The organism is Paenibacillus sp. JT31N17 (genome assembly GCF_056269255.1).
This window is the reverse complement of record NZ_JBWDNP010000006.1, coordinates 69,567-89,412: the sequence shown is the minus strand read 5'-3', so window position 1 is coordinate 89,412 and position 19,846 is coordinate 69,567. Positions and strand designations below refer to the sequence as shown.

The window sequence follows — 19,846 nt, the reverse complement described above, 5'->3', positions numbered from 1 at the left end:
CGAACCCCTCCGTTTCGTAGAATGTTATTCCGCGACTTTGCTAAGCGCCCAGATCTGCTTATGCGCGTTGGCCGGACGGGCAAGGCCAAGATTTTCACGCAGCGTCGCGCCTTCATATTCCGTGCGGAACAGCCCTCTGTTCTGCAGCTCCGGCACGACCTTGTCGACGAAGGTGTCGAGGCCGGACGGGAAGAGGGGAGGCAGGATGTTGAAGCCGTCTGCTCCGCCTTCCGCCAGCCACTTCTCGATAAAATCGGCTGCCTGGATAACCGAACCGGTGAATGAAACATGTCCGTGTCCGGCATAGCTCCGGCTCAGAAACTGGCGGATTGTCATGTTGTCGCGGCGCGCGGCGTCGACGACCACCTCATGGCGGCTGGTAATGCCGCTGCTCGAGAAATCGTAAGGCTTCGATTTCTCGACCGGAACCAGTGCGTCAAGCGGATATTCGGACAGATCGACTGTAAAATAATTCGATAACCGCTTCAAAGCCTTGGCGGAATCGACCAAATCGAACAGCTCCGCTTCCAGATCCTTCGCCTCGGCCTCCGTGTCGGCTATGATCGGACTAAGACCCGGCATGATAAGCAGTTGGTCGGGCGTCCTCCCGTAACGGACCAGGCGGGACTTCACATCGGTGTAAAACTCCTGCGCCGCCCCAAGCGTCTGCTGCGCGGTGAAAATAACCTCCGCCGTACGGGCGGCAAGCTCCTTGCCATTCTCGGACGATCCGGCCTGCACGAGCACGGGATAGCCCTGCGGCGGACGCGGAATGTTGAGCGGCCCCTTGACGTTGAAATATTTGCCTTTGAAATCGATGTCGTATACTTTATTCCGGTCCAGCGTTACATCGGTATCCCTGTCATAGACGAGCGCATCTTCTTCCCAGCTGTCCCACAATTGCTTGGTCACTTCGACGAACTCGGTGCCGATATCGTAGCGCGTCGCCGGCTCGGGATGCCCGGGCTTGCCGAAATTGTCGGCATCCGCCTGCGAATGTCCGGTCACGATATTCCATGCCGAGCGGCCTTTGCTGATATGGTCAAGCGAAGCGAATTTACGGGCGACATGAAACGGATCATTGTACGTCGTGCTTACGGTCGCGATAAATCCGACATGCTTGGTCAGCGCCGCAAGTGCGGACAGCAGAGTGAACGGCTCCAGTCTTCTGCCCAGGCCGGAGTAGTTGTCCGCGGTGAATAATGAATCAAACAAGCCGCGCTCGGCGATTTTGGCCAGGCCCGCGTAATAGTCCAGATCCAAATCGGCCTTCGGATCGCTGAGCGGATGCTTCCATGCCCCCGCATGATGGCCGGCCCCACGGATAAAAACATTAAAATGCGCCTTCTTCTTTGATTGTCCCATGCCTCTCACCTCTGTCGTTGATGGCCCCTTGTGCATGAAGCCGGACTGGGAAGGAACAGCTGCGTTTGGCGGCAGCTGTTCCTTCCCTCAACCCTTATAGAAATGTGTAAAAGTGGAGCTTATACCTTCTATAAGGCGCAAAAAACCGGATCCGCGGCTAAAAAGCCAAGGATCCGGTTGACCGGTCTCTAATCATAAGGTAATCCCATCGATTTACTAGAATATTATATGATCTTGTAAGACTCGTCAATGCATACTGGAAAAAATGGGCGGGATTCGGTGTTGACAAAAGCTAAAGGCCGTTGATATAGTAAAAACCAAGTTGATTCAAATCAAACCAAGTTCATCGGATTTATCGGCTATTACACGTACAATCAAATGATCGACCGTTCAAACGGAGGTGTCTGATCAGGTTTCTTTCTGGAAACCTGAATGGATAGCCTCTTTTTTTCGTGGAAAAAAAAGCGGGCGAAAAGGACAGGGGGGTTCGAAGTGGCGGGCTTGCAAATCAATCATCTCTATAAGCGCTACGGAAAAGACAAACACCCGGTCGTGAAGGATTTTCACATGACGATCCGGGACAAGGAATTCATTGTGTTTGTCGGTCCGTCCGGCTGCGGCAAGTCAACGACACTGCGTATGATTGCCGGCCTGGAGGACATATCGGAAGGGGAGATCTTCATCGACGACCAGCTGGTCAACCATCTGCCGCCGAAGGATCGCGACATCTCGATGGTGTTTCAGAATTATGCGCTGTACCCGAATTTAAGCGTCTATGAGAATATCGCGTTCGGCCTGCGGATGCGCAAGCTGCCGAAGCATGAGATCGATATCGCCGTGAAGAAGGCTTCCCGCATTCTGGAAATCGATCCGTATCTGAACCGCAAGCCCAGGCATCTGTCCGGCGGACAGCGGCAGCGCGTCGCCCTGGGCCGGGCGATTGTCCGCAATCCGAAGCTGTTTCTGATGGATGAGCCGCTGTCGAACCTGGACGCCAAGCTCCGCGTATCGATGAGGATGGAAATTATCAAGCTGCATCAGAATTTGGGGACCACCTTCATCTATGTCACCCATGATCAGGCGGAAGCAATGACGATGGCTGACCGCATTGTCGTCATGCGTGATGGAATCATCCAGCAGATCGACACGCCGGAGCGGATCTATTCGATGCCGGCCAATACATTCGTCGCGAGCTTTATCGGCTCGCCGCAGATCAATTTTATCCGGGGCAAAATCGAAGAGAATGCGCTTGGCGTGCTGGAGTTCCATACCTCGCGCTTCAAGCTTCCGGTCCACGGCTCCAATGCGGCGGCGCTGAGGAAGCACAGCCAGGTCAACAAGCAGGTCGTTCTTGGCATCCGGCCGGAGAATATCAGCCTTGAAGCGCTTTTCTCGGAGGCTGTTATATCCGGTTCCTATCAATTCACGGAGCTGATGGGCGCCGACAGATATCTTTATCTGGATATCAGCCAGGACAATTTGCTGATCGCCCGCGTCAGCCCATCCGTCCATTTCGAAAAGAATGAGGCGGTAAGACTGGGCATTGATACATTGAAGGTGCTGTTCTTTCATCGGGAAACCGGCGAGCGGTTCTCGTAATAAGCTTGACGCTGGAAGGAGAGAGTGGTTTGAACACTCGGTTATGGCAGAGAATATGCAGCGCCACTCTGGCGGTTGTCTTATTGTTCTCCGTGCAGTCTTCGCTGACTGCGCAAACCGCAAGCGGACCGGATAAGGAAACGGTGAGCGGTGCCGATCAGGCTCCGTCAGCCAACCCGTCAGCTCCAGCCGGTCCTGATGATGAGCTCACATACGCCCAGGCGTTGTCCGCATGGAAGGAGAAAGGAATTGGCAGCGCGGGGTCCGTGGTTGCGGTGAATGCCGGGGTTCCCCAGGCGGTTTCCAATACGGAACGTTTAATGGCCGGCGAATATGAAGGCAAATCCGGGGTGCTGCGCTGGGAATCGCCGGACAAGGAATGGGCCGAGTATTCAATTGAAGCTCCGGAGGACGGCTTGTACGAAATCCGCGTCTCGTATCATCCGATTGCCGGGGACAGCGGTACAAGTCCGATTCTTTGGGAGGTGGAGCTCGACGGCAAGCGTCCGTTCGCGGAGGCGTCCTCGGTCGCTCTTTACCGCACCTGGCAGGATTCCAGGCCGATCCTGACGAACAGCGACGGCGACCAGATCAGGCCGAGGTCGACGGATATTTCCGCTTGGAGCGTGCGGCCGCTGGTAGATTCAGCGGGGGCTTACGCAGGCCCGCTGCAGTGGCATTTTACCAAGGGAAGCCATACGATCCGCTTCTCGGGGTATGAGCCTGCTGCCCTGGAGCGGATTGAACTGGCGCCAAGCGAATCTATTGGAACCTATGCGGAGGTATCTGCCGCCTACCCCGAAACCGCCGGTAACGAAGCGGAAGCCTTTACGCTTCAGGCTGAAGATTTCGCCTATAAGAATGACACGTCGATCAAGCTGTTCTCCGACCGCAATCCGCGCAGCGTGCCGAGGGCCAAAGGCAGAATTACATACAACACGGTCGGCGGCGCGCGCTGGGTTGAGCAGAACCAGGAGATTACATGGTCGTTTGAAGTAAGTGAAAGCGGAAGGTACAAATTCGGTTTCCGGGCCTTGCAAAATGTCGTCTCGCAGAAGACGTCGTTCCGCACCGTTCGGATCGACGGCAAGGTTCCGTTCCGCGAGTTTCAGTCCTATGCGTTCCCCTATTCCGCCAGCTGGCAGGGAAGGGTGCTTGAGAATGCGGACGGCGAGCCTTACTCCGTTTACCTGGAGAAAGGCAGGCATACGTTATCGCTTGCCGTCACTCACGCTCCAGTCGAGCCGGTTATAGCCGAGATCGATTCGCTGTCGCAGGCGCTCGATTCGATAGATTGGGACCTGCGGGCACTGACAGGCGCAGTCGTCGACCGCAACCGGACCTGGGTGATGGAACGGGATTATCCGAAGCTTCCCGGCAGCCTGCTGGGGCTCGCGGAGCGGATGGAGCTGCTGTCGCAGAACAGCGTCCGGATCAACGGGAATAAGGACTCTATCAGCCAGGGCCTCGAAACGGCAGCCAAGGATATCCGGTCGATCTTGAAGAAGCCGGAGGAAATCCCGTATAGCGTGGACGAAATTTCCTCGATCCGGGAGAAGCTCAATCTATTTATCGAATCGCTGCTTAAGCAGCCGCTTCAGCTGGACGAAGTATATATTTCGCCGGTCCAGACGAAGTTCCCGGGGATGGAAGCGACGCTGTGGAACCGGGTGTGGGGCGGAGTCCAGAACTTCGGCTATTCGTTCAACAGCAGGGACAGCATTACGAAGCTTGACAATCATAAGCTGAATATCTGGGTGCAGCGCGGGCGCGATTATGTGGACCAGCTTCAGCAGCTGGCGGATGAATCGTTCACCCCCGAAACCGGCATCGAAGTGAAGGTGAATCTGCTGGCGAATCCCGAGCTGCTGCTGATGTCCAATGCGGCGGATGTGCAGCCGGACATCGCCCTTGGCTTGACGCAGGATCTGCCGGTCGATCTGGCCATACGCGGGAGCTTGCAGAATCTGTCGGGATTTGACGGCTTCGACAAGCTGTACGATCAGTTCAGCCCGGGCTCCTGGCTGCCGCTGTATTATGACGGGGGGTATTACGGGACGCCGGAAACGCAGTCGTTCCAGGTACTGTTCTACCGCGAGGATATCCTGAACAGGCTCGGGATCAAGGTGCCGGAAACATGGGATGAGGTGTACGACATCCTCCCGACGCTGCAGCAGAATTATATGAATTTCTATATCAATCCTTTGCAGTTCTCCCAGTACTTCTACCAGAATGGCGTTGAATTCTATGAACCGGACGGATTGAAGACCGCTCTGGACAATCCGGACGCGTTCCAATCGTTCAAGCAGTGGACCGATCTGTTCAACACCTACGCCATCGAGAAGGAGGTGCCGAGCTTCTATCAGCATTTCCGCGACGGTACGATGCCAATCGGCATCTCGGATTACAATATGTACGTCCAGCTGTCGGCAGCTGCGCCGGAGCTGAACGACCGCTGGAAGATCGCGGGCATTCCCGGCGTCAGGCAGGCAGACGGTACGATCTCCCGGTGGGCCGGGGGCGGGCAGCGCACCGGCGTCATTTTCAAGCAGTCGGAGAAGAAAGAGGATGCCTGGAAGTTCCTGCAATGGTGGCTGTCCGCTGATGTCCAGCAGCAGTACGGCGCCGATCTTGAGGCGATCAACGGCGTCGCATTCCGGTGGAATACCTCCAATGTTCAAGCCTTTACCCGTCTGCCCTGGAAAAGGGAGGATGCGGAGGTGATTCTGGATCAATGGCGGTGGTACAAGGATATTCCGAATGTACCCGGCGGCTATTATCTGGAACGGGAAACAAACAATGCCTGGAACAGGACGGTAATCGGCAAGATGAACTACAGAGCATCGCTGGAGCAGGCGGTCCGCGACATTAACCGGGAGCTCCGCAGAAAACAGCAGGAGTTCGGGTTTATAGACGCAGACGGCAACAGGCTGAAGGAGCTCCGTGTACCGGTTGTCGACAAGCCGTGGGAAGGAATCGACCGATATGTGGAGTAGAGTATGGCAGAGCCGTAAATCTTATTTATTCATCGCACCGTTTATGCTTTGCTTCATTATCTTCATCGTCATACCGGTCTTGATCGCGATCGGTCTGAGCTTCACCTATTATAATGCGGTCGAACCGCCCCGCTTCATCGGGTGGAGCAATTTTCAATATTTGATCTCGCAGGATTTGCTGTTCCTGAAATATGCCCTCCCGAATACGTTCAAGTTCGCGATCATCGTCGGGCCCGGCGGTTACGCGCTGGCCTTCATCCTGGCCTGGCTCATCTCGCTGCTGGGCAAGAAGCTCCGCAAATGGATCGCTTTGGCCGTCTATACGCCTTCGCTGACGGTCGGTATCGCGATGACGATCATTTGGCTGCCGCTCCTATCGGGGGACCGGATCGGTTACCTGAACAGCTTTCTGCTTAATCAGGGATTGATCGACGTGCCGAAGCTGTGGGTCACGGATCCGAAGCTGCTGATGGATTCCATGATTGCGGTCTCGTTATGGTCGAGCATGGGAGTGGGATTTCTGGCTATGCTGGCGGGTATTCTCAATGTCGACCCGATTTTGTACGAGGCAGGGAGAATTGACGGAATCCGGAGCCGGCTGCAGGAGGTCTGGTACATCACGATCCCGTCCATGAAGCCGCAGATGCTGTTCGGCGCCGTTATGGCGATTGTAACGACTTTCAAGACGGGCTCGATCGGGGTGGAGCTGTCGGGCCAGAATCCGACGCCGGAGTACTCCGGCCATCTGATCGTCAACCATATCCAGGACTTCGGATTTATCCGCTTCGAGATGGGTTACGCGGCGGCGATCTCGGTCTTTCTCCTGCTGCTGATGTATGCTTCCAACAAGCTCAGCTGGAGTTTGTTCGGAAGCAAGGGGGAGTAGGCATGCTGAAAGCAATCTCTATATCAAGGATTCTGTATATCGCCCTTATGCTCGCGTTCGCGGTATTTATGCTGCTGCCGATCATTTATATTTTCAATCATGCGTTTAAGCCATATCACGAATTGTTCGTGTATCCGCCGACTTTTCTTGTCAAGGAGCCCACGACACAGAACTTTATTGAGCTGCTGTGGGTCACGTCCAATTCCATTATTCCGCTGTCCCGTTATTTGTTCAACAGCCTGTTCATTTCCGTCGTGACTGTCGTTACGGTCACGATTGTCAGCTCCCTGTGCGCCTTTGCGCTTGCCAAGCATGAGTTTCCGGGCAAGGGATTCGTATTCTCTTCCATCATCCTGATGCTTATGTTTGCGCCGGAGGTTGTACAGATTCCGCGTTATCTTGTCGTCAGTGAATTAGGCCTCATGAACACGTATTTGGGCCATATTCTCCCGATGGTGGCGCTGCCGGTCGGCGTGTTCCTGCTTAAACAGTTTATGGACCAGATTCCGTCCGCTCTGCTGGAGGCTGCACGTATCGACGGGTCGACGGAATTCGGCCTGTTTCTGAAAATCGTCATTCCGGTCTGTATGCCGGCCGTCGCCACGGTCGCGATTCTGTCATTCCAGAATTCGTGGAGCAATCTGGAGACGTCGACGTTCTTCATGCAGGATGATGATATGAAGACATTCCCGTTTTTTCTGACCACACTGACGAATAATCTGGCCAACAACGTAGCCAGGCAGGGGGCGGCCGCAGTCGCGGCGTTGATCATTCTTGTTCCGAACCTGTTGTTTTTCATTATTTTGCAGCGGAAGGTTATCGATACGATGGCGCATTCGGGAATCAAATGAAAGAAGGGGAGGGCGCATCATTGAGTAGGCAACGGTGGCTTCGCGCGGCATCGGTTTCCTTGCTTGCGGCAATTGCGGCGGTGTCGCTAAATCTGCCTGCGGCGGACGCATATTCCCCATACACCACGTTTTATAAGGACGCGTATGGGCAGCTTGCGCAAATTCAATCCGCCTACCAGCCTGAGCAGGTGCTTGGTCCGGATATCGGCGGGGAGACAGCACCCGGGTGGAAGGCACCCGTGCAAACGGCGTCTGCCGGCGATGGGGGAAGCCAGACATTGGCATTGAACCAGCCGCAGGATCTGTTCGTCGACGGGCGGGACCATATCTTCATTGCCGATACGGGCAATAACCGTGTTGTGCATCTGAATGAGCAGGGACGTCTTATCGGTATCATCGATGTAAAGGAAAGCCCGCTGAGCAGCCCGAACGGCTTGTTCGTCGCCGATAACGGAGATATTTATGTGGCGGATACCGGCAACCAGCGGGTCGTCCGCCTGGATGCCGAAGGCAGGCTGCTGCGCGAGTACAAACGGCCGGACTCGGCCTACCTGCCGGATTCGTTCAAATACGAACCGACGAAGCTGGTTGTCGACAAGCGGGGCTTCCTGTACATTACGACGCTGGGCGCTTTCCAGGGCTTGCTGCAGCTGGATCCCGAAGGCAATTATCAAAGCTTCTTCGGCTCCAACAAGGTCCAGTTCTCCTTGTTTGACTCGTTCAAGAGAGCGGTCTATACGAGAGAGATGTACCAGCGGGAGCTGAGCAAGCTGCCCGGAGCGGTCGTGAACACGGCGATCGATTCCAATGGTTTCATCTATACGGTGACCAAGGAAATCGAAAGCGAGCAGATCAAGAAATTCAATATCGCCGGATTGAATCAGCTGGAAGCAGGCGGTGAATTCACGCCGGCCGCGAAAAAGAAGAAAAGGGCGTTCGGAGAGAACGCCTGGTGGGCGCCACACGGCGCACTGCCGCAGCTTCAGGATATCAGCGTGGATGCGGACGGCAACTTAACGGTCATCGACGCGCTGTACAATACGATCAGCCAATATGACGCGGACGGCAACCTGCTCTTCTTCTGGGGCAGCGATGATCTGGCGGGGACGACGAAGCTTGGCCTTGTCAAGACGCCGGCGGCAATCGCAACGACCGCAAATGGGGATTTGCTGGTGCTCGACAGCGTCAACAGTCTCGTCCAGCGGCTTCGGCTGACCGAGTTCGGATTGCTGGTCCATCAGGCCAACAGGCTGACCCAGGACGGAAGGTATGAGGAGAGCGAGCCTCTGTGGGCAGAGGCTTACCGGCAAAATGCCTTCTATACGCCGGCTTTGGTCGGGCTCGCGAAAGCAGCCTTCAAGAAAGAGCAGTTCGAGCTTGCCGAGGAGTTGTTCTATAAGGCGGGGGTCAATAAAGGTTATTCGGATTCATTCTGGCAGAACAGGCTGGTCTGGTTCCAGAACCGGTTTGGCCTGCTGATGAACATCGTCATCGCGGCGGGATTGGCTGTTTTTGTACTCGTCAGGCTGTCGCGCAGATTCGCGTGGGCCGGCGCCTGGTACGCCAAGATGCCTTTGCGGGGCAGTTACATCAGGCAGCTGAAGCATGTCGGGACACTCGTGAAGCACCCCATCGACGGGTACCATGCGATACGTTACCAGGACGGCGCCGGACTTGCCAGCAGCTTGACGCTGCTGGCGCTTGCATTCGCCGCCCTTGGTCTCATCCGGTCCCAGACGAGCTTCGTCTTTAATCCTGAAATCTATGAGGGCGTCAAGCTCGGGCCTGTACTCGTGCAGTTTATTGCAATCTGGATCGGATGGGTCATTGCGCATTATCTGGTCAGCTCCCTGATGCGCGGTGAGGGCCGGCTGCGGGATGTTTTCTATGGAAGCTCTTACGCCCTAATACCGATTATAGCGATCGGCATACCCTTAACGGTTATATCCCATGGATTTACGCTCAGCGAAGCGTCAATCTTCAAATTTTTGGAGCTTGCCATGTATTTGTGGACGTTCCTGCAGTTTTTCTGGATGGTGCAGGGCATCCAGAATTACAGCGTCGGCGAAGCGATCCTGAACATCATATTCTCCCTTCTGGCGCTGGCCATCATCGCGACGCTCATCTTTATCTTCTTCAGCTTAAGCGGGGAACTGATCAACTTTATTTATTCCATCTATCAGGAGGTGATCATCCGATGACCGGCAGCAAGCTGCGGCTTTCCTTCCTGATTACGGGCATTGCGGTCGTCATTGCCGCCCTGGTATGGCTGGCGCTCCAGATCGTGTCGTGGCAAAATGCCGCTCCGGCAGTCACGGCCGCTGCGGCCGTGTCCTTCACTCCAGGTGCCGGAACGGTGCCGTTCAAGCCGGAGCTGCCTCCCGGCAGCAGGTTTCAGCCGGTCGCCGAATCGGCTTCCTTGAAGCTGTCGGCAGACAAAGAGACCGGGCATTTTCAGGTCGTCAGCAAACAAACCGGCAAGGTCTGGTATTCGTATCCCGACCCCGCACAGTGGGCGGAAGAGAAGATCGGCGGGGCATGGAAAAACAATCTGCTGTCCCCCATCATCGTGGAATATACGAATCTGTCCAATTACAAGTCGGCGTCCAAAACGGTCGGCCTTGTGGACGAGGTCGGGTATGTCGAGGATTTCAAGACAACGGACAGCGGCTTTACAGCCACGCTCGTGCTGCCGAAGGGTTCGTTTAAAATTCCGGTTGAGGTGACGCTGGGGGATGATTATGTCGAAACGACCATCCGCGACGAAGGTATCGTGGAGGGAGGAGCCTTCAGCCTGTTGAATGCAAAGCTGTACCCGCTGTTCGGCGGACAGTTCTCCCAGGGCCAGGATGGCTACATCTTCATACCTGACGGCTCAGGCGCGCTGATCCGGTTCAAAACCGGCCGAATCCTCCCGCAGCTCACCTATAATCAACCGATTTACGGCAATGACGGCTCTTTCTACCTCGATAATATGGCCCGGCAGCGGGCTTCGGTTCCGGTGTTCGGCCTGAAATCCGGCGATCAGGCGTTCGTAGCCGTTGTCACGGAAGGGCCGGAGCATGCCAACGTGTTCGCGGCTCCATCCGGATCGATAGGTTTGTCGAACTGGGTAACGACCGAATGGCAGTACCGCCAGCGGTTCTATCAAAGCGTAAGCAAAAGCACGGATGCGGGATTTTTCACGTACGGGGAACAACGTTTCAATTCCCCGCGGCGAACGGTCCGCTATTATTTGCTGCCGCCGGATCAAAGCGATTATGTGGGCATGGCATCCAGGTATCGCGATTATCTGTCTGCTGAAGGCGTGCTGAAGCCGGTGGAGCAGCCCAAGAAGGATATACCGCTGTATGTGGATATTGTCGGGGGCGATATCGAGCAGGGATTGCTGCTGGATTCTTATCTGACTGCCACGACGACGGACGAGGCGAAGGAGCTGGTCGGCAGCATCTATGACCGCGGCATCCACAATTTGGTCGTGCAGTATAACGGCTGGCAGCAGGATGGCTACAGCACGCAGGGCGGCTATTTTCCAGTCGAGTCCAGGCTTGGCGGGAATAAAGGGATGAAATCCTTTATCGATTATGCGCATACGCTGGATATTCCCGTTTTTCTGACAGCTAATTATTCGGTCAACAATAACGGGGACGACGGCTTCTGGTACCGCCGCGACGGCCAGCGCGATTTGTCCGGCAATACGCTTGAGGCGGGTGAGGGCACCTGGCTTGTAAGCCCGCGGTTCTACAGCAAAGTCATCGCATCCGATCTGGATGAGTACAAGAAGCTGGGGGCAGACGGCATCCTGTACGACGGCTCAGGGATCGGATATCAGCTGAACACCGATTTCAATAACCGTTATGCGGCCAGCCGTACGGATGTGGCCAATATCCAGCGCGACATTTTCAAGCGGACGAAGCAGGAGCTTGGCGCGGTCACGGCTGTCAACGCCAATGCCTATGTATGGCAGGATCTGAAGCATATTCCCCGGCTTATGGACGATTATTCCTACGATGTATTCGTCGATGAAGCCGTGCCGTTCAACCAGATCGTCCTGCACGGGTCGGTTACGTACACATCCGAGTGGGCGAATGTGCGTCAGGAATCGCGGACCGAATATTTGCGCAGCATCGAATACGGCGCTTATCCGACCTATGTATTCGCCTCCGCGCCTTCCGACAAGCTGCGGCATTCCTATTCGATCTGGTATTACAGTCTGGATTACCGGGATTGGCTTGACAGCCTGTCCGATGAATATGCGAAGGTCAACGAAGCGCTCAGCGATGTGCAGGATAAGCGGATCGCGGGCCACCGCACGCTTGCCGAGAACGTGAAGGAAACGACCTACGAAGGCGGCCAGCGCGTCATCGTCAACTATGGATCAAGCGAGTTCGTGCAGGGCGATCTTCATGTGCCTGCGCAGGATTTCACCGTTATCAAGGGGGGAGCAGGCAGATGATTCGCAAGCTGAGGCTGCAAGCATCGACGATCAGAAAAATCGAAGGCTCGATATTCATCGCACCCTGGATTTTCGGCTTTCTTGCTTTTGTCGCGTTCCCGCTCGGCTATTCCCTGTATATGAGCTTTCATCAGGTCCGGATTACCGTCGACTCGGTCGTCTATACCTTTCTTGGCTTCCAGAATTATAAGGAAATCCTGGTATCGAACGGAAGTCTCCTGTATGAGGATCTGATCCCGTTCCTGCGCGAGTCCATCATGATGATTCCGATCATTCTCGTTTTCTCGCTGCTGGTTGCGATACTGCTCAACCTGAAATTCCCGGGACGCACGCTGTTTCGGATCATCTTCTTCCTGCCTGTTATTTTCTCTTCCGGACAAATTGTCCAGGAATTCATCAACCAGGGGGAAGGCTCGCTGAGCGTACTGGAGTCGCTGCATATCGAGGAATATCTGCAGGAGTATGTGCCGGCGTCATGGGCGGAGCCGATCCAGACGGTGATGAGCTCATTCGTGCTGGTGCTCTGGTACTCGGGCGTACAGATTCTGATCTTCCTTGCGGGACGCCAGACGCTGCCGCCGTCGATGTACGAGGCTTCAAGGATCGACGGCTCGGGGCCATGGAATACCTTCTGGAAAATAACGCTGCCGGGGCTCGTACCCTATATTTTCCTGAACCTGATGTATACGGTCGTCGATTTGTTCACATTCCCGTCCAATCCGATCGTAAGCAAGGTCAACACGACCAATTACGGCAGCTCCAGCGCGCTGGCCTGGATTTATTTTTCCATCATTCTGCTGTTCGTCGGCTTGACTTTGCTGCTGTACAGCAGGGTGGATAAGGCGCTCTCAGGCACACGTGAGTAAAGTAGGGAGGGATTCGCAAGTGGCCAAAATAACGATCAACGGAGTGAAGCGCGTGCCGTCTGCGGCTTTCGACCGGATCGGGGCATTCGTCCGATACCGCTTGATCGGCGGCGAAATCGACAAAGGCATCCTGTTCAAAATCGTCATGTATATCATCCTGATCAATGTGGCTTTCATCTACATCAAGCCGATCCTGTACATGGTCACCACGATGGTGAAGGACGCCAAAAACATTCTCGACCCGTCGGTGATCTGGGTGCCCAAAAGCATTTTCCTGGGACATCTTCAGGAGGCGGTGCGGCTGCTTCAGTACACGAAAAGTCTGGCGATCAGCGTATCGCTGGCCGGCGCGGTGTCCGTGCTGCAGGTGTTCTCCTGCGCGGTTGCCGGATATGCGTTCGCCCGCCTCGATTTTCCGTTCAAGCGCTTCTGGATGGTGATGCTGCTGTTCACGTTCATCATGCCGCCGCAGGTCGTCATTCTGCCAACCATCATGATGTTCAAAAGCTTCGGCTGGCTGGATACCGTGCTGCCGATGATCATTCCCGCCGTTTTCGGCCATGGGTTGAAGGGGGCTTTGTTCGTCATCATCTACCGCTCCTTCTATTCCACGCTGCCGAAGGAGCTGGATGAGGCGGCGAGAATGGATGGGGCAAGCGCGTTCAGGCTGTTCTTCCGGGTCATGTTCCCGCTTTCCAAATCGGCGATCGTCGTCGTCGTTTTGTTCTCCTTCGTGTGGAACTGGAATGATTTTTATCTGCCGTCGATTTTCATGTTTACGGCCGAGAACGTGCCCCTCTCCATAACGCTTGCGCGAATGGCCGCGGAGATGGCCCTGGCCGCAGGGGCGGGCGAGATGTCGGTATATGAGGAATCGATCAAGATGGCGGCTGCATTCCTCATTATTTTCCCGCTGCTGATTGTTTATTTTTTCGCGCAGCGCTGGTTCATCGAAGGGGTGGAGCGCACGGGGCTTGTGGAGTGAGACTGAAGATGGATAGAAGCCGCTCTCCGGCGAAACACCGGCAAACAATTACATTATAGGTGGTGTCTTGTTTCATGAAGAAGTTGCTCACAATACTAAATCTGCTGCTTGTTGCCGGCCTGATCTCCGCATGCAGCGGGAATGCCGGCAATAGTGCGGGCACGACAGGCAGTACGGATGCGTCTGCTGACGGCGCGTCGTCGGCTGCAGAGAATACCGCAAGCTTCAAGAAGCTCGGCGACGAGCCGCTGACGCTCACGTTCTACAATACCAGCGGCACATTTCCGGATGTGGAATTCAATACGCTTATCGCCGACCCGATCAAGAGAAAATATCCAAACGTGACGATTGAGCGGATTACGCCGGCTGCGGAAACAACGAATGAAGAGGTCTTGTCGACGTATACGCCGGATATCATTTATTCCTCCTCGTCCTCGCATCAGCAGATCGTCCGCACCGGCGCCTATGAAGATCTGCGCGAGCTGATCAAGCGCCATAACTTTGATACCTCGCGGATCAAGCCGATTCTATGGAATTACATCACGGAGATTACGGCGGGCAAAGGGGACGAAATCATTGCGATCCCGTTCAACTCCAATCAGCATGTGATGTACTATAACAAGGATATTTTCGACAAATTCGGCGTGCCATATCCAACCGAGAAGCAGCTGACTTGGGACGAAGTGCTGGAGCTGGCGAAGCAGCTGACGCGCACCGATGGCGGCAAACGGTATGTCGGCCTTTCTGTAGATAATCTTACGGGTCTGGCGAAGAGCCTCGGCCTGCCTTACGTGGACCGCGAGACAGGCGAAGCCGCGCTGGATACGCCGGAATGGCGCCGTGTGTTCGAGCTGCAGAAAAAAATATTCGAAATCCCCGGCTATGTGGCGCCCGATAAGACATGGAACTATGGACGCGACCAGTTCATGAAGGATCAGAATGTGGCAATCCGTGTGACCTGGCTGGCCAATATGGTCGGTCCGCTGGAGGAGCTGCGCCAGCAGGGAGTCGAGTTCAACTGGGATATCGCGCCGGCTCCGAACTTCCCGGACCAGCTCGGCAAAACAAGGGAGGCGCAGATCCACTCGCTTTCCATAAACAGCAAAAGCAAGCATAAGGATGAGGCCTTCCAGGTCATCGCGGAAATTCTGTCGGACGACGGGCAGCGCATTCTGGCCCGCAACGGCCGCGTACCCGCTATTATCAATGACGAGCTGAACAAGGAATACGGCCTCGACATTCCGGTTCTCCAGGGCAAGACGGTGCAAAATGTATTCGTCGGCGAGGCGCTGCAGGAGCACTACACCCATCCGTACGAGCTGGAAATTGCTACCCGTCTGACTGAGGCGGCTGAGGATCTGGCAATCGGCGGTCTCGACGTCAACTCCGCTATCCGGAAAGCCGAGGAAGCGATCAACAAGGATGTCGAGACGCTCAAAACGACAATCGGCGCGCCATAATAGATTGAATTGAAGAGTCCGGGGCTTATTGGGCCCCGGTTTTTGCTGAATACTCAGCGCTGCAGGAAGCCGAAACGGATAGAAAAGGAGAGCGGTCTTCCTGGGCCTGCCAGCAACGGGTGCAGTGAGGATTTTCCTTGTTAGAAGGTGAAGGAGGCCGTTTGGGAGCATGCAGGCCGGAATTTCCTTGCTGGAGCGGTTCGAAGGGGCTGAATGTGATGCGGCAGCGGGTGCAGTGAGGATTTTCCTTGCTGGAAGGTGGAAAGGGACCGCTTGGGAGCATGCAGGCCGGAATTTCCTTATTAGAAGGGCTTCCAACGATCTGGGCGGACCGATGAGGATTCTCGACTGAAATCAGTCCATTTTCGTGACTTCAGAGTCGCTGCCTGTTTTTTTCACCGCACTTCAAGGGAAAAACCTGCAAATCGCCAAATGACGTCGAAGCCGTTTCTTCTTGAAGTATCAGCAAGTAAAAAAATATGTCATGCCCATTTCTGATAGATTGGGGGAAGAAACCAACTTTGCCGCCAAAGGACGGCTTCAGCCGACTCAAAGTATCGAGAAAGTCCAGAGGCATTTTCGACACTTCAATTCTTGTATGGAGAGACCCATCTTTTAAACAAAAAATCGATTTAAAACGTTCTGATGAATCCACTTTTGAGACTGATAAGGAAGTTTTTAGACCCCGTACATAAAACAGGGGGTTCTCGACAGCCAAAGGACGGCTTCTGCCGTCTCTTCTTATGCGCAACATTAATGATAGATACAGGAAGTGAATGCTTGTTGAGTAAGCAGAGAATATTAAGCGGCTATATCTGGTCGAGGTGGTACTTGTACATCAGCGCCGTCCTTGTTATCGGGGCGGCGAATGTAATTCTGGCGCGCATGCCCAGAACAATCGGCAGCTTTACGGATGAGCTTCAGAAGGGCTTGCTCTCCTTCGATGAGGTTGTGCACTACAGCCTGCTCATTGTGGCGATCGCGCTGAGCTACGGCCTGCTTGGGGGGACCGGGCAATTTCTCATCATGTACTCGGGGAGATTGTTCGAGCGGATTACGCGAAACAAGCTGTTTGTCCAGTTTACGCGTCTCAGTCTGAACAATTATTCCCGGTACGGGGTGGGGAAGCTTCTGAGCTATCTGATTAACGACGTAACAGCGGTAAGAGAATCGATATCGATGGGCATCAACCATATTACGAACTCATCGATTTTGCTTATTTCCGTCATTGTATCCATGATCCTTAGCCCGATCCCGGCATACACGATTCTAATCAGCGTTATTCCGCTTCTCTTCATTCCATGGGTCGTTGCCTGGCTGGGTCCCGTCATCCGTAAACGTTCCGTCCATGTGCAGGAAGCGCTCGGGAAAATGACGGAAACAGCCTCCGAGCAGTTCAGCGGCATCCGGGTCACAAAAAAATTTGCGGTGGAAGCGATCATGATCGGCCGTTTCGACGCAACGGTTGCCCAGATCCGCGACAACCAGCTGAAGCTGGTGCGCGTTTCTTCACTCCTGCAGGCGGTTATTCCGTTTCTCGGGGCGCTGTCGATGATTACCGCGATCGCGCTGGTCGGCTATTTGACGGCGGATCAGACTGTTTCCCTTGGCGATTTCGTCTCGCTGGTCCTGTATATCGGCATGATGATCAATCCGCTGCAGCGGATCGGAGATGTTATCAATGCGATGCAGCGTGCCCGCGGTTCCCTGGAGCGGCTGAACGACCTGCTTGGCGAAGAGCCCGATGTTGCCGATGCCGGGACAGAGCGCTTGGAGGATGCAGAGCATGCCGCCATCGAAATCCGGAATCTGTCGTTCGCTTATCCGGACGGCTCCTCGCCCGTATTGTCGGATATCTGCTTAAGGGTAGGGCCCGGTCAAACGGTAGGCATTATCGGAAAGACGGGTAGCGGTAAGACGACGCTTATGAAACTGCTCCTGCGGATCTACAATCCGCCTGAAGGCACGATTTTCGCAGGCGGCCGGGATATTCGCAATCTGACGCTTGAGAGCCTCAGGAGCAGCATTGCGTATGTGCCGCAGGACGGCTTCCTGTTCAGCACCTCGATCCGTGAAAATATCGCCTTCAGCAACCGCGGAGCGGAGCTTGCGGCAATCGAAGAAGCTGCGATTCAAGCGCAAATCCATCTCGAGGTGAATGCGTTCCCCGACGGGTTCGAGACAAGGCTCGGGGAGCGCGGCTTGACGCTGTCCGGCGGCCAAAGGCAGCGGGCGAGCCTCGCCCGGGGGCTGTTCAAGCAGGCTCCCGTGATGATTCTCGATGACAGCGTCAGCGCTATCGATTCGCTTACCGAGAAAGCGGTTATCGACTCGCTCCGTGCCGGGCGGCAGGGCAAGACAACCCTGATCGTTTCCCATCGCATCAGCGCGCTCAAGCATGCGGACCAGATCATCGTCATGGACGAAGGGCGGATCGTGCAGCGCGGCACGCACGAGGAGCTGGTTTCCACGGAAGGTGTCTACACGGAGCTGTACAATATCCAGGAGAAGGGGGATGCCAATGCCGAGGGCCGTTAACGATTGGCAGCAGGACCAACGGACGGGCATCCCGCAGGACAACAATGCCGCGCTTGATTACGGCTCTGCCTTCAAAGCGCTTTACACCTACGCCAAGCCGCATCGTTGGTCGTTTCTATTGCTGTTTTTCTTTATTTTGCTGTCCATATCGGCCGATTTGCTGCAGCCTTATTTGATCAAAATCGCCATCGATGACGTATTTACCGTTGATCATGCGGATTACCGGTCGCTGCTGATTCTTTGCGGCATCTATCTCCTGTTGGCAGTCGTCAGCTTCGTCTTCACGTATCTGCAGAACAATTTGCTGCAAAAAATCGGGCAGAGCATCGTGGCCGGCATCCGCAGCGGCATGTTCAGGCATATGGTGAAGCTGTCGGTTTCCTACTTCGACCGCGTGTCGACCGGCAGCCTTATTACGAATGTGTCCAGTGATACGGAAGGCCTGAACCGATTTTTCAACCAGGTATTGGCCAGCCTGCTGCGGGACAGCTTGACTCTCTTGATCATCATTGTGCTGATGTTTCAGCTGGATATCAGGCTGACCCTGTTCTGTCTGCTGGTCCTGCCTGTCATTACGATGATTGCGTACGGCTTCCGGTCCTATATGCGGACGACGTATCAGATGGTCCGGACGGCCTTGTCGCGGATGGTCGCATTTGCCGCGGAGAATCTTTCCGGCATGAACCTCATTCAGGTATTCCATCAGGAGAAGGAGCAGCAGCGGCAGTTTACCGAGCGAAACGATGCCTTCTACCGCACCAACCTGCGCGAAGTCCGTACAATGGTGCTGTTCAACCGGCTGTTTGATATTCTCGGCAATCTGTCCGTGGCGTTTGTCGTCTGGCTCGGCGGCCGCGCTGTGCTGGGAGGTCATATCGAATTCGGCGTATTGTACGCGTTCATCACCTATATCCGCCAGTTTTTTCAGCCGATCAACTCGATCACCCAGCAGTGGAATACGATTCAGTCGACCATCGTGTCCGTGAACCGGATCTGGAGCATATTCGGAGTGTCGCCTGATGTGCGCGATCCGGAGAAAGCCGCATCTGTTGAGAAGGCTGGGGTCGAGGGCAAAGTGGAATTCAACAGTGTAACCTTCGGCTACGGCAGCGGCCATAAGGTGTTAACTGATATTAATCTGAATATCCGGCCAGGCGAATTGCTGGGAATCGTAGGCGCCACCGGAGCCGGCAAGAGCTCCTTGATCAGCCTGCTGTGCCGCTTCTACGATGTGAAGGAAGGCAGCATCCGGATTGACGGAACCGACATCCGCAGTCTGAAGCAGGAAACGCTGCAGCGGATCGTCGGGCTCGTGCAGCAGGAGCCGTTTCTCTACTCGGGAAGCGTGCTTGACAACATCCGGCTGTTCGATGAATCGATTCCCGTGGAGACGGTTACTCGTGCCTGCGAGCATGTCGGAGTGGATCAGCTTGTGCGGCGGATGAAGCATGGCTACGAAACCCGGCTTGCCGAGAGCGGCACAGGGCTGTCCTCCGGCGAGAAGCAGCTGATTTCGTTTGCCCGCATTATCGTTTTCCAGCCGAAAATATTGATTCTCGACGAAGCGACCGCCAATCTTGATTCGCATACGGAGCAGCTGCTCCAGTCCGCGCTGCGGATTGTATCGGAGGGCAGGACGACCTTGGTCATTGCGCACCGGCTGTCAACGATCCGGAGATCCGACAGAATCATTGTTCTGGATCGCGGCCGCATCGTGGAGGAGGGAGCCCATGACCGATTAATGGAGCTGAACGGTTATTATGCGAGGCTGTATTTGAATGCGCAAGGCGTGCTTGTTTAGCAGGTCGCTTATCCCGAACCGCTTTTACGGGCGGTCCGGGAAT

Annotated in this window: 13 protein-coding genes; 12 read left to right on the top strand and 1 reads right to left on the bottom strand. The window is 55.0% G+C overall.

The annotated features are described in order from the left end of the window. Positions 1-24 precede the first annotated feature (24 nt). Positions 25-1,365 (bottom strand): LLM class flavin-dependent oxidoreductase, encoded by a 1,341-nt coding sequence (locus AC0YOB_RS20285; protein WP_475794289.1) that lies wholly within the window; start codon positions 1,363-1,365, stop codon positions 25-27. Between the two features lie 492 nt (positions 1,366-1,857). Here AC0YOB_RS20285 and AC0YOB_RS20280 point away from each other — a divergent pair, with 492 nt between their 5' ends. The 12 genes from AC0YOB_RS20280 to AC0YOB_RS20225 all read left to right on the top strand — a co-directional run bounded on the left by AC0YOB_RS20280 (position 1,858) and on the right by AC0YOB_RS20225 (position 19,803). Continuing rightward, a complete protein-coding gene (locus AC0YOB_RS20280) occupies positions 1,858-2,964 on the top strand; it encodes an ABC transporter ATP-binding protein (protein ID WP_475794288.1) in 1,107 nt (368 codons plus the stop codon). 29 nt (positions 2,965-2,993) lie between these two features. Then, positions 2,994-5,960 carry an extracellular solute-binding protein gene (locus AC0YOB_RS20275; RefSeq protein WP_475794287.1) on the top strand — a complete coding sequence of 989 codons (2,967 nt, stop codon included), beginning with the start codon at positions 2,994-2,996 and terminating at the stop codon, positions 5,958-5,960. Continuing rightward, the gene (locus tag AC0YOB_RS20270) at positions 5,950-6,846 is read left to right on the top strand and encodes a carbohydrate ABC transporter permease (RefSeq protein ID WP_475768285.1); all 897 of its coding nucleotides are present in this window, start codon (positions 5,950-5,952) and stop codon (positions 6,844-6,846) included. Before AC0YOB_RS20275 ends, AC0YOB_RS20270 begins: the two co-directional genes overlap by 11 nt. A 2-nt stretch (positions 6,847-6,848) precedes the next feature. After that, on the top strand, positions 6,849-7,697 hold the full coding sequence (locus tag AC0YOB_RS20265; RefSeq protein ID WP_475794286.1) for a carbohydrate ABC transporter permease: 849 nt from the start codon (positions 6,849-6,851) through the stop codon (positions 7,695-7,697). 20 nt (positions 7,698-7,717) lie between these two features. Continuing rightward, on the top strand, positions 7,718-9,898 hold the full coding sequence (locus tag AC0YOB_RS20260) for a YIP1 family protein (protein WP_475794285.1): 2,181 nt from the start codon (positions 7,718-7,720) through the stop codon (positions 9,896-9,898). Next, positions 9,895-12,153: a DUF5696 domain-containing protein gene (locus tag AC0YOB_RS20255; RefSeq protein WP_475794284.1), complete on the top strand. Its 2,259-nt coding sequence runs from the start codon at positions 9,895-9,897 to the stop codon at positions 12,151-12,153. Before AC0YOB_RS20260 ends, AC0YOB_RS20255 begins: the two co-directional genes overlap by 4 nt. After that, positions 12,150-13,019, top strand: a complete 870-nt coding sequence (locus AC0YOB_RS20250) for a carbohydrate ABC transporter permease (protein WP_210037821.1) — start codon at positions 12,150-12,152, stop codon at positions 13,017-13,019. Before AC0YOB_RS20255 ends, AC0YOB_RS20250 begins: the two co-directional genes overlap by 4 nt. 19 nt (positions 13,020-13,038) lie before the next feature. Further along, complete coding sequence (locus AC0YOB_RS20245; protein ID WP_379114037.1) at positions 13,039-14,004, top strand: carbohydrate ABC transporter permease; 966 nt, start codon at positions 13,039-13,041, stop codon at positions 14,002-14,004. Between the two features lie 74 nt (positions 14,005-14,078). After that, positions 14,079-15,464 carry an ABC transporter substrate-binding protein gene (locus AC0YOB_RS20240; RefSeq protein ID WP_475794283.1) on the top strand — a complete coding sequence of 462 codons (1,386 nt, stop codon included), beginning with the start codon at positions 14,079-14,081 and terminating at the stop codon, positions 15,462-15,464. A gap of 169 nt (positions 15,465-15,633) precedes the next feature. Beyond that, a complete protein-coding gene (locus tag AC0YOB_RS20235) occupies positions 15,634-15,816 on the top strand; it encodes a hypothetical protein (protein ID WP_475794282.1) in 183 nt (60 codons plus the stop codon). A gap of 431 nt (positions 15,817-16,247) precedes the next feature. Next, on the top strand, positions 16,248-18,002 hold the full coding sequence (locus tag AC0YOB_RS20230) for an ABC transporter ATP-binding protein (protein WP_475794281.1): 1,755 nt from the start codon (positions 16,248-16,250) through the stop codon (positions 18,000-18,002). Further along, the gene (locus AC0YOB_RS20225) at positions 17,986-19,803 is read left to right on the top strand and encodes an ABC transporter ATP-binding protein (RefSeq protein WP_475794522.1); all 1,818 of its coding nucleotides are present in this window, start codon (positions 17,986-17,988) and stop codon (positions 19,801-19,803) included. Before AC0YOB_RS20230 ends, AC0YOB_RS20225 begins: the two co-directional genes overlap by 17 nt. Positions 19,804-19,846 lie beyond the last annotated feature (43 nt).

Excerpts from the sequence above, each read along its gene's own strand:
- AC0YOB_RS20225 (WP_475794522.1), top strand. The coding sequence starts at position 17,986 with ATGCCGAGGGCCGTTAACGATTGGCAGCAGGACCAACGGACGGGCATC.
- AC0YOB_RS20255 (WP_475794284.1), top strand. The coding sequence starts at position 9,895 with ATGACCGGCAGCAAGCTGCGGCTTTCCTTCCTGATTACGGGCATTGCG.
- AC0YOB_RS20250 (WP_210037821.1), top strand. The coding sequence starts at position 12,150 with ATGATTCGCAAGCTGAGGCTGCAAGCATCGACGATCAGAAAAATCGAA.
- AC0YOB_RS20285 (WP_475794289.1), bottom strand. The coding sequence starts at position 1,365 with ATGGGACAATCAAAGAAGAAGGCGCATTTTAATGTTTTTATCCGTGGG.
- AC0YOB_RS20270 (WP_475768285.1), top strand. The coding sequence starts at position 5,950 with ATGTGGAGTAGAGTATGGCAGAGCCGTAAATCTTATTTATTCATCGCA.
- AC0YOB_RS20240 (WP_475794283.1), top strand. The coding sequence starts at position 14,079 with ATGAAGAAGTTGCTCACAATACTAAATCTGCTGCTTGTTGCCGGCCTG.
- AC0YOB_RS20265 (WP_475794286.1), top strand. The coding sequence starts at position 6,849 with ATGCTGAAAGCAATCTCTATATCAAGGATTCTGTATATCGCCCTTATG.
- AC0YOB_RS20235 (WP_475794282.1), top strand. The coding sequence starts at position 15,634 with ATGCAGGCCGGAATTTCCTTGCTGGAGCGGTTCGAAGGGGCTGAATGT.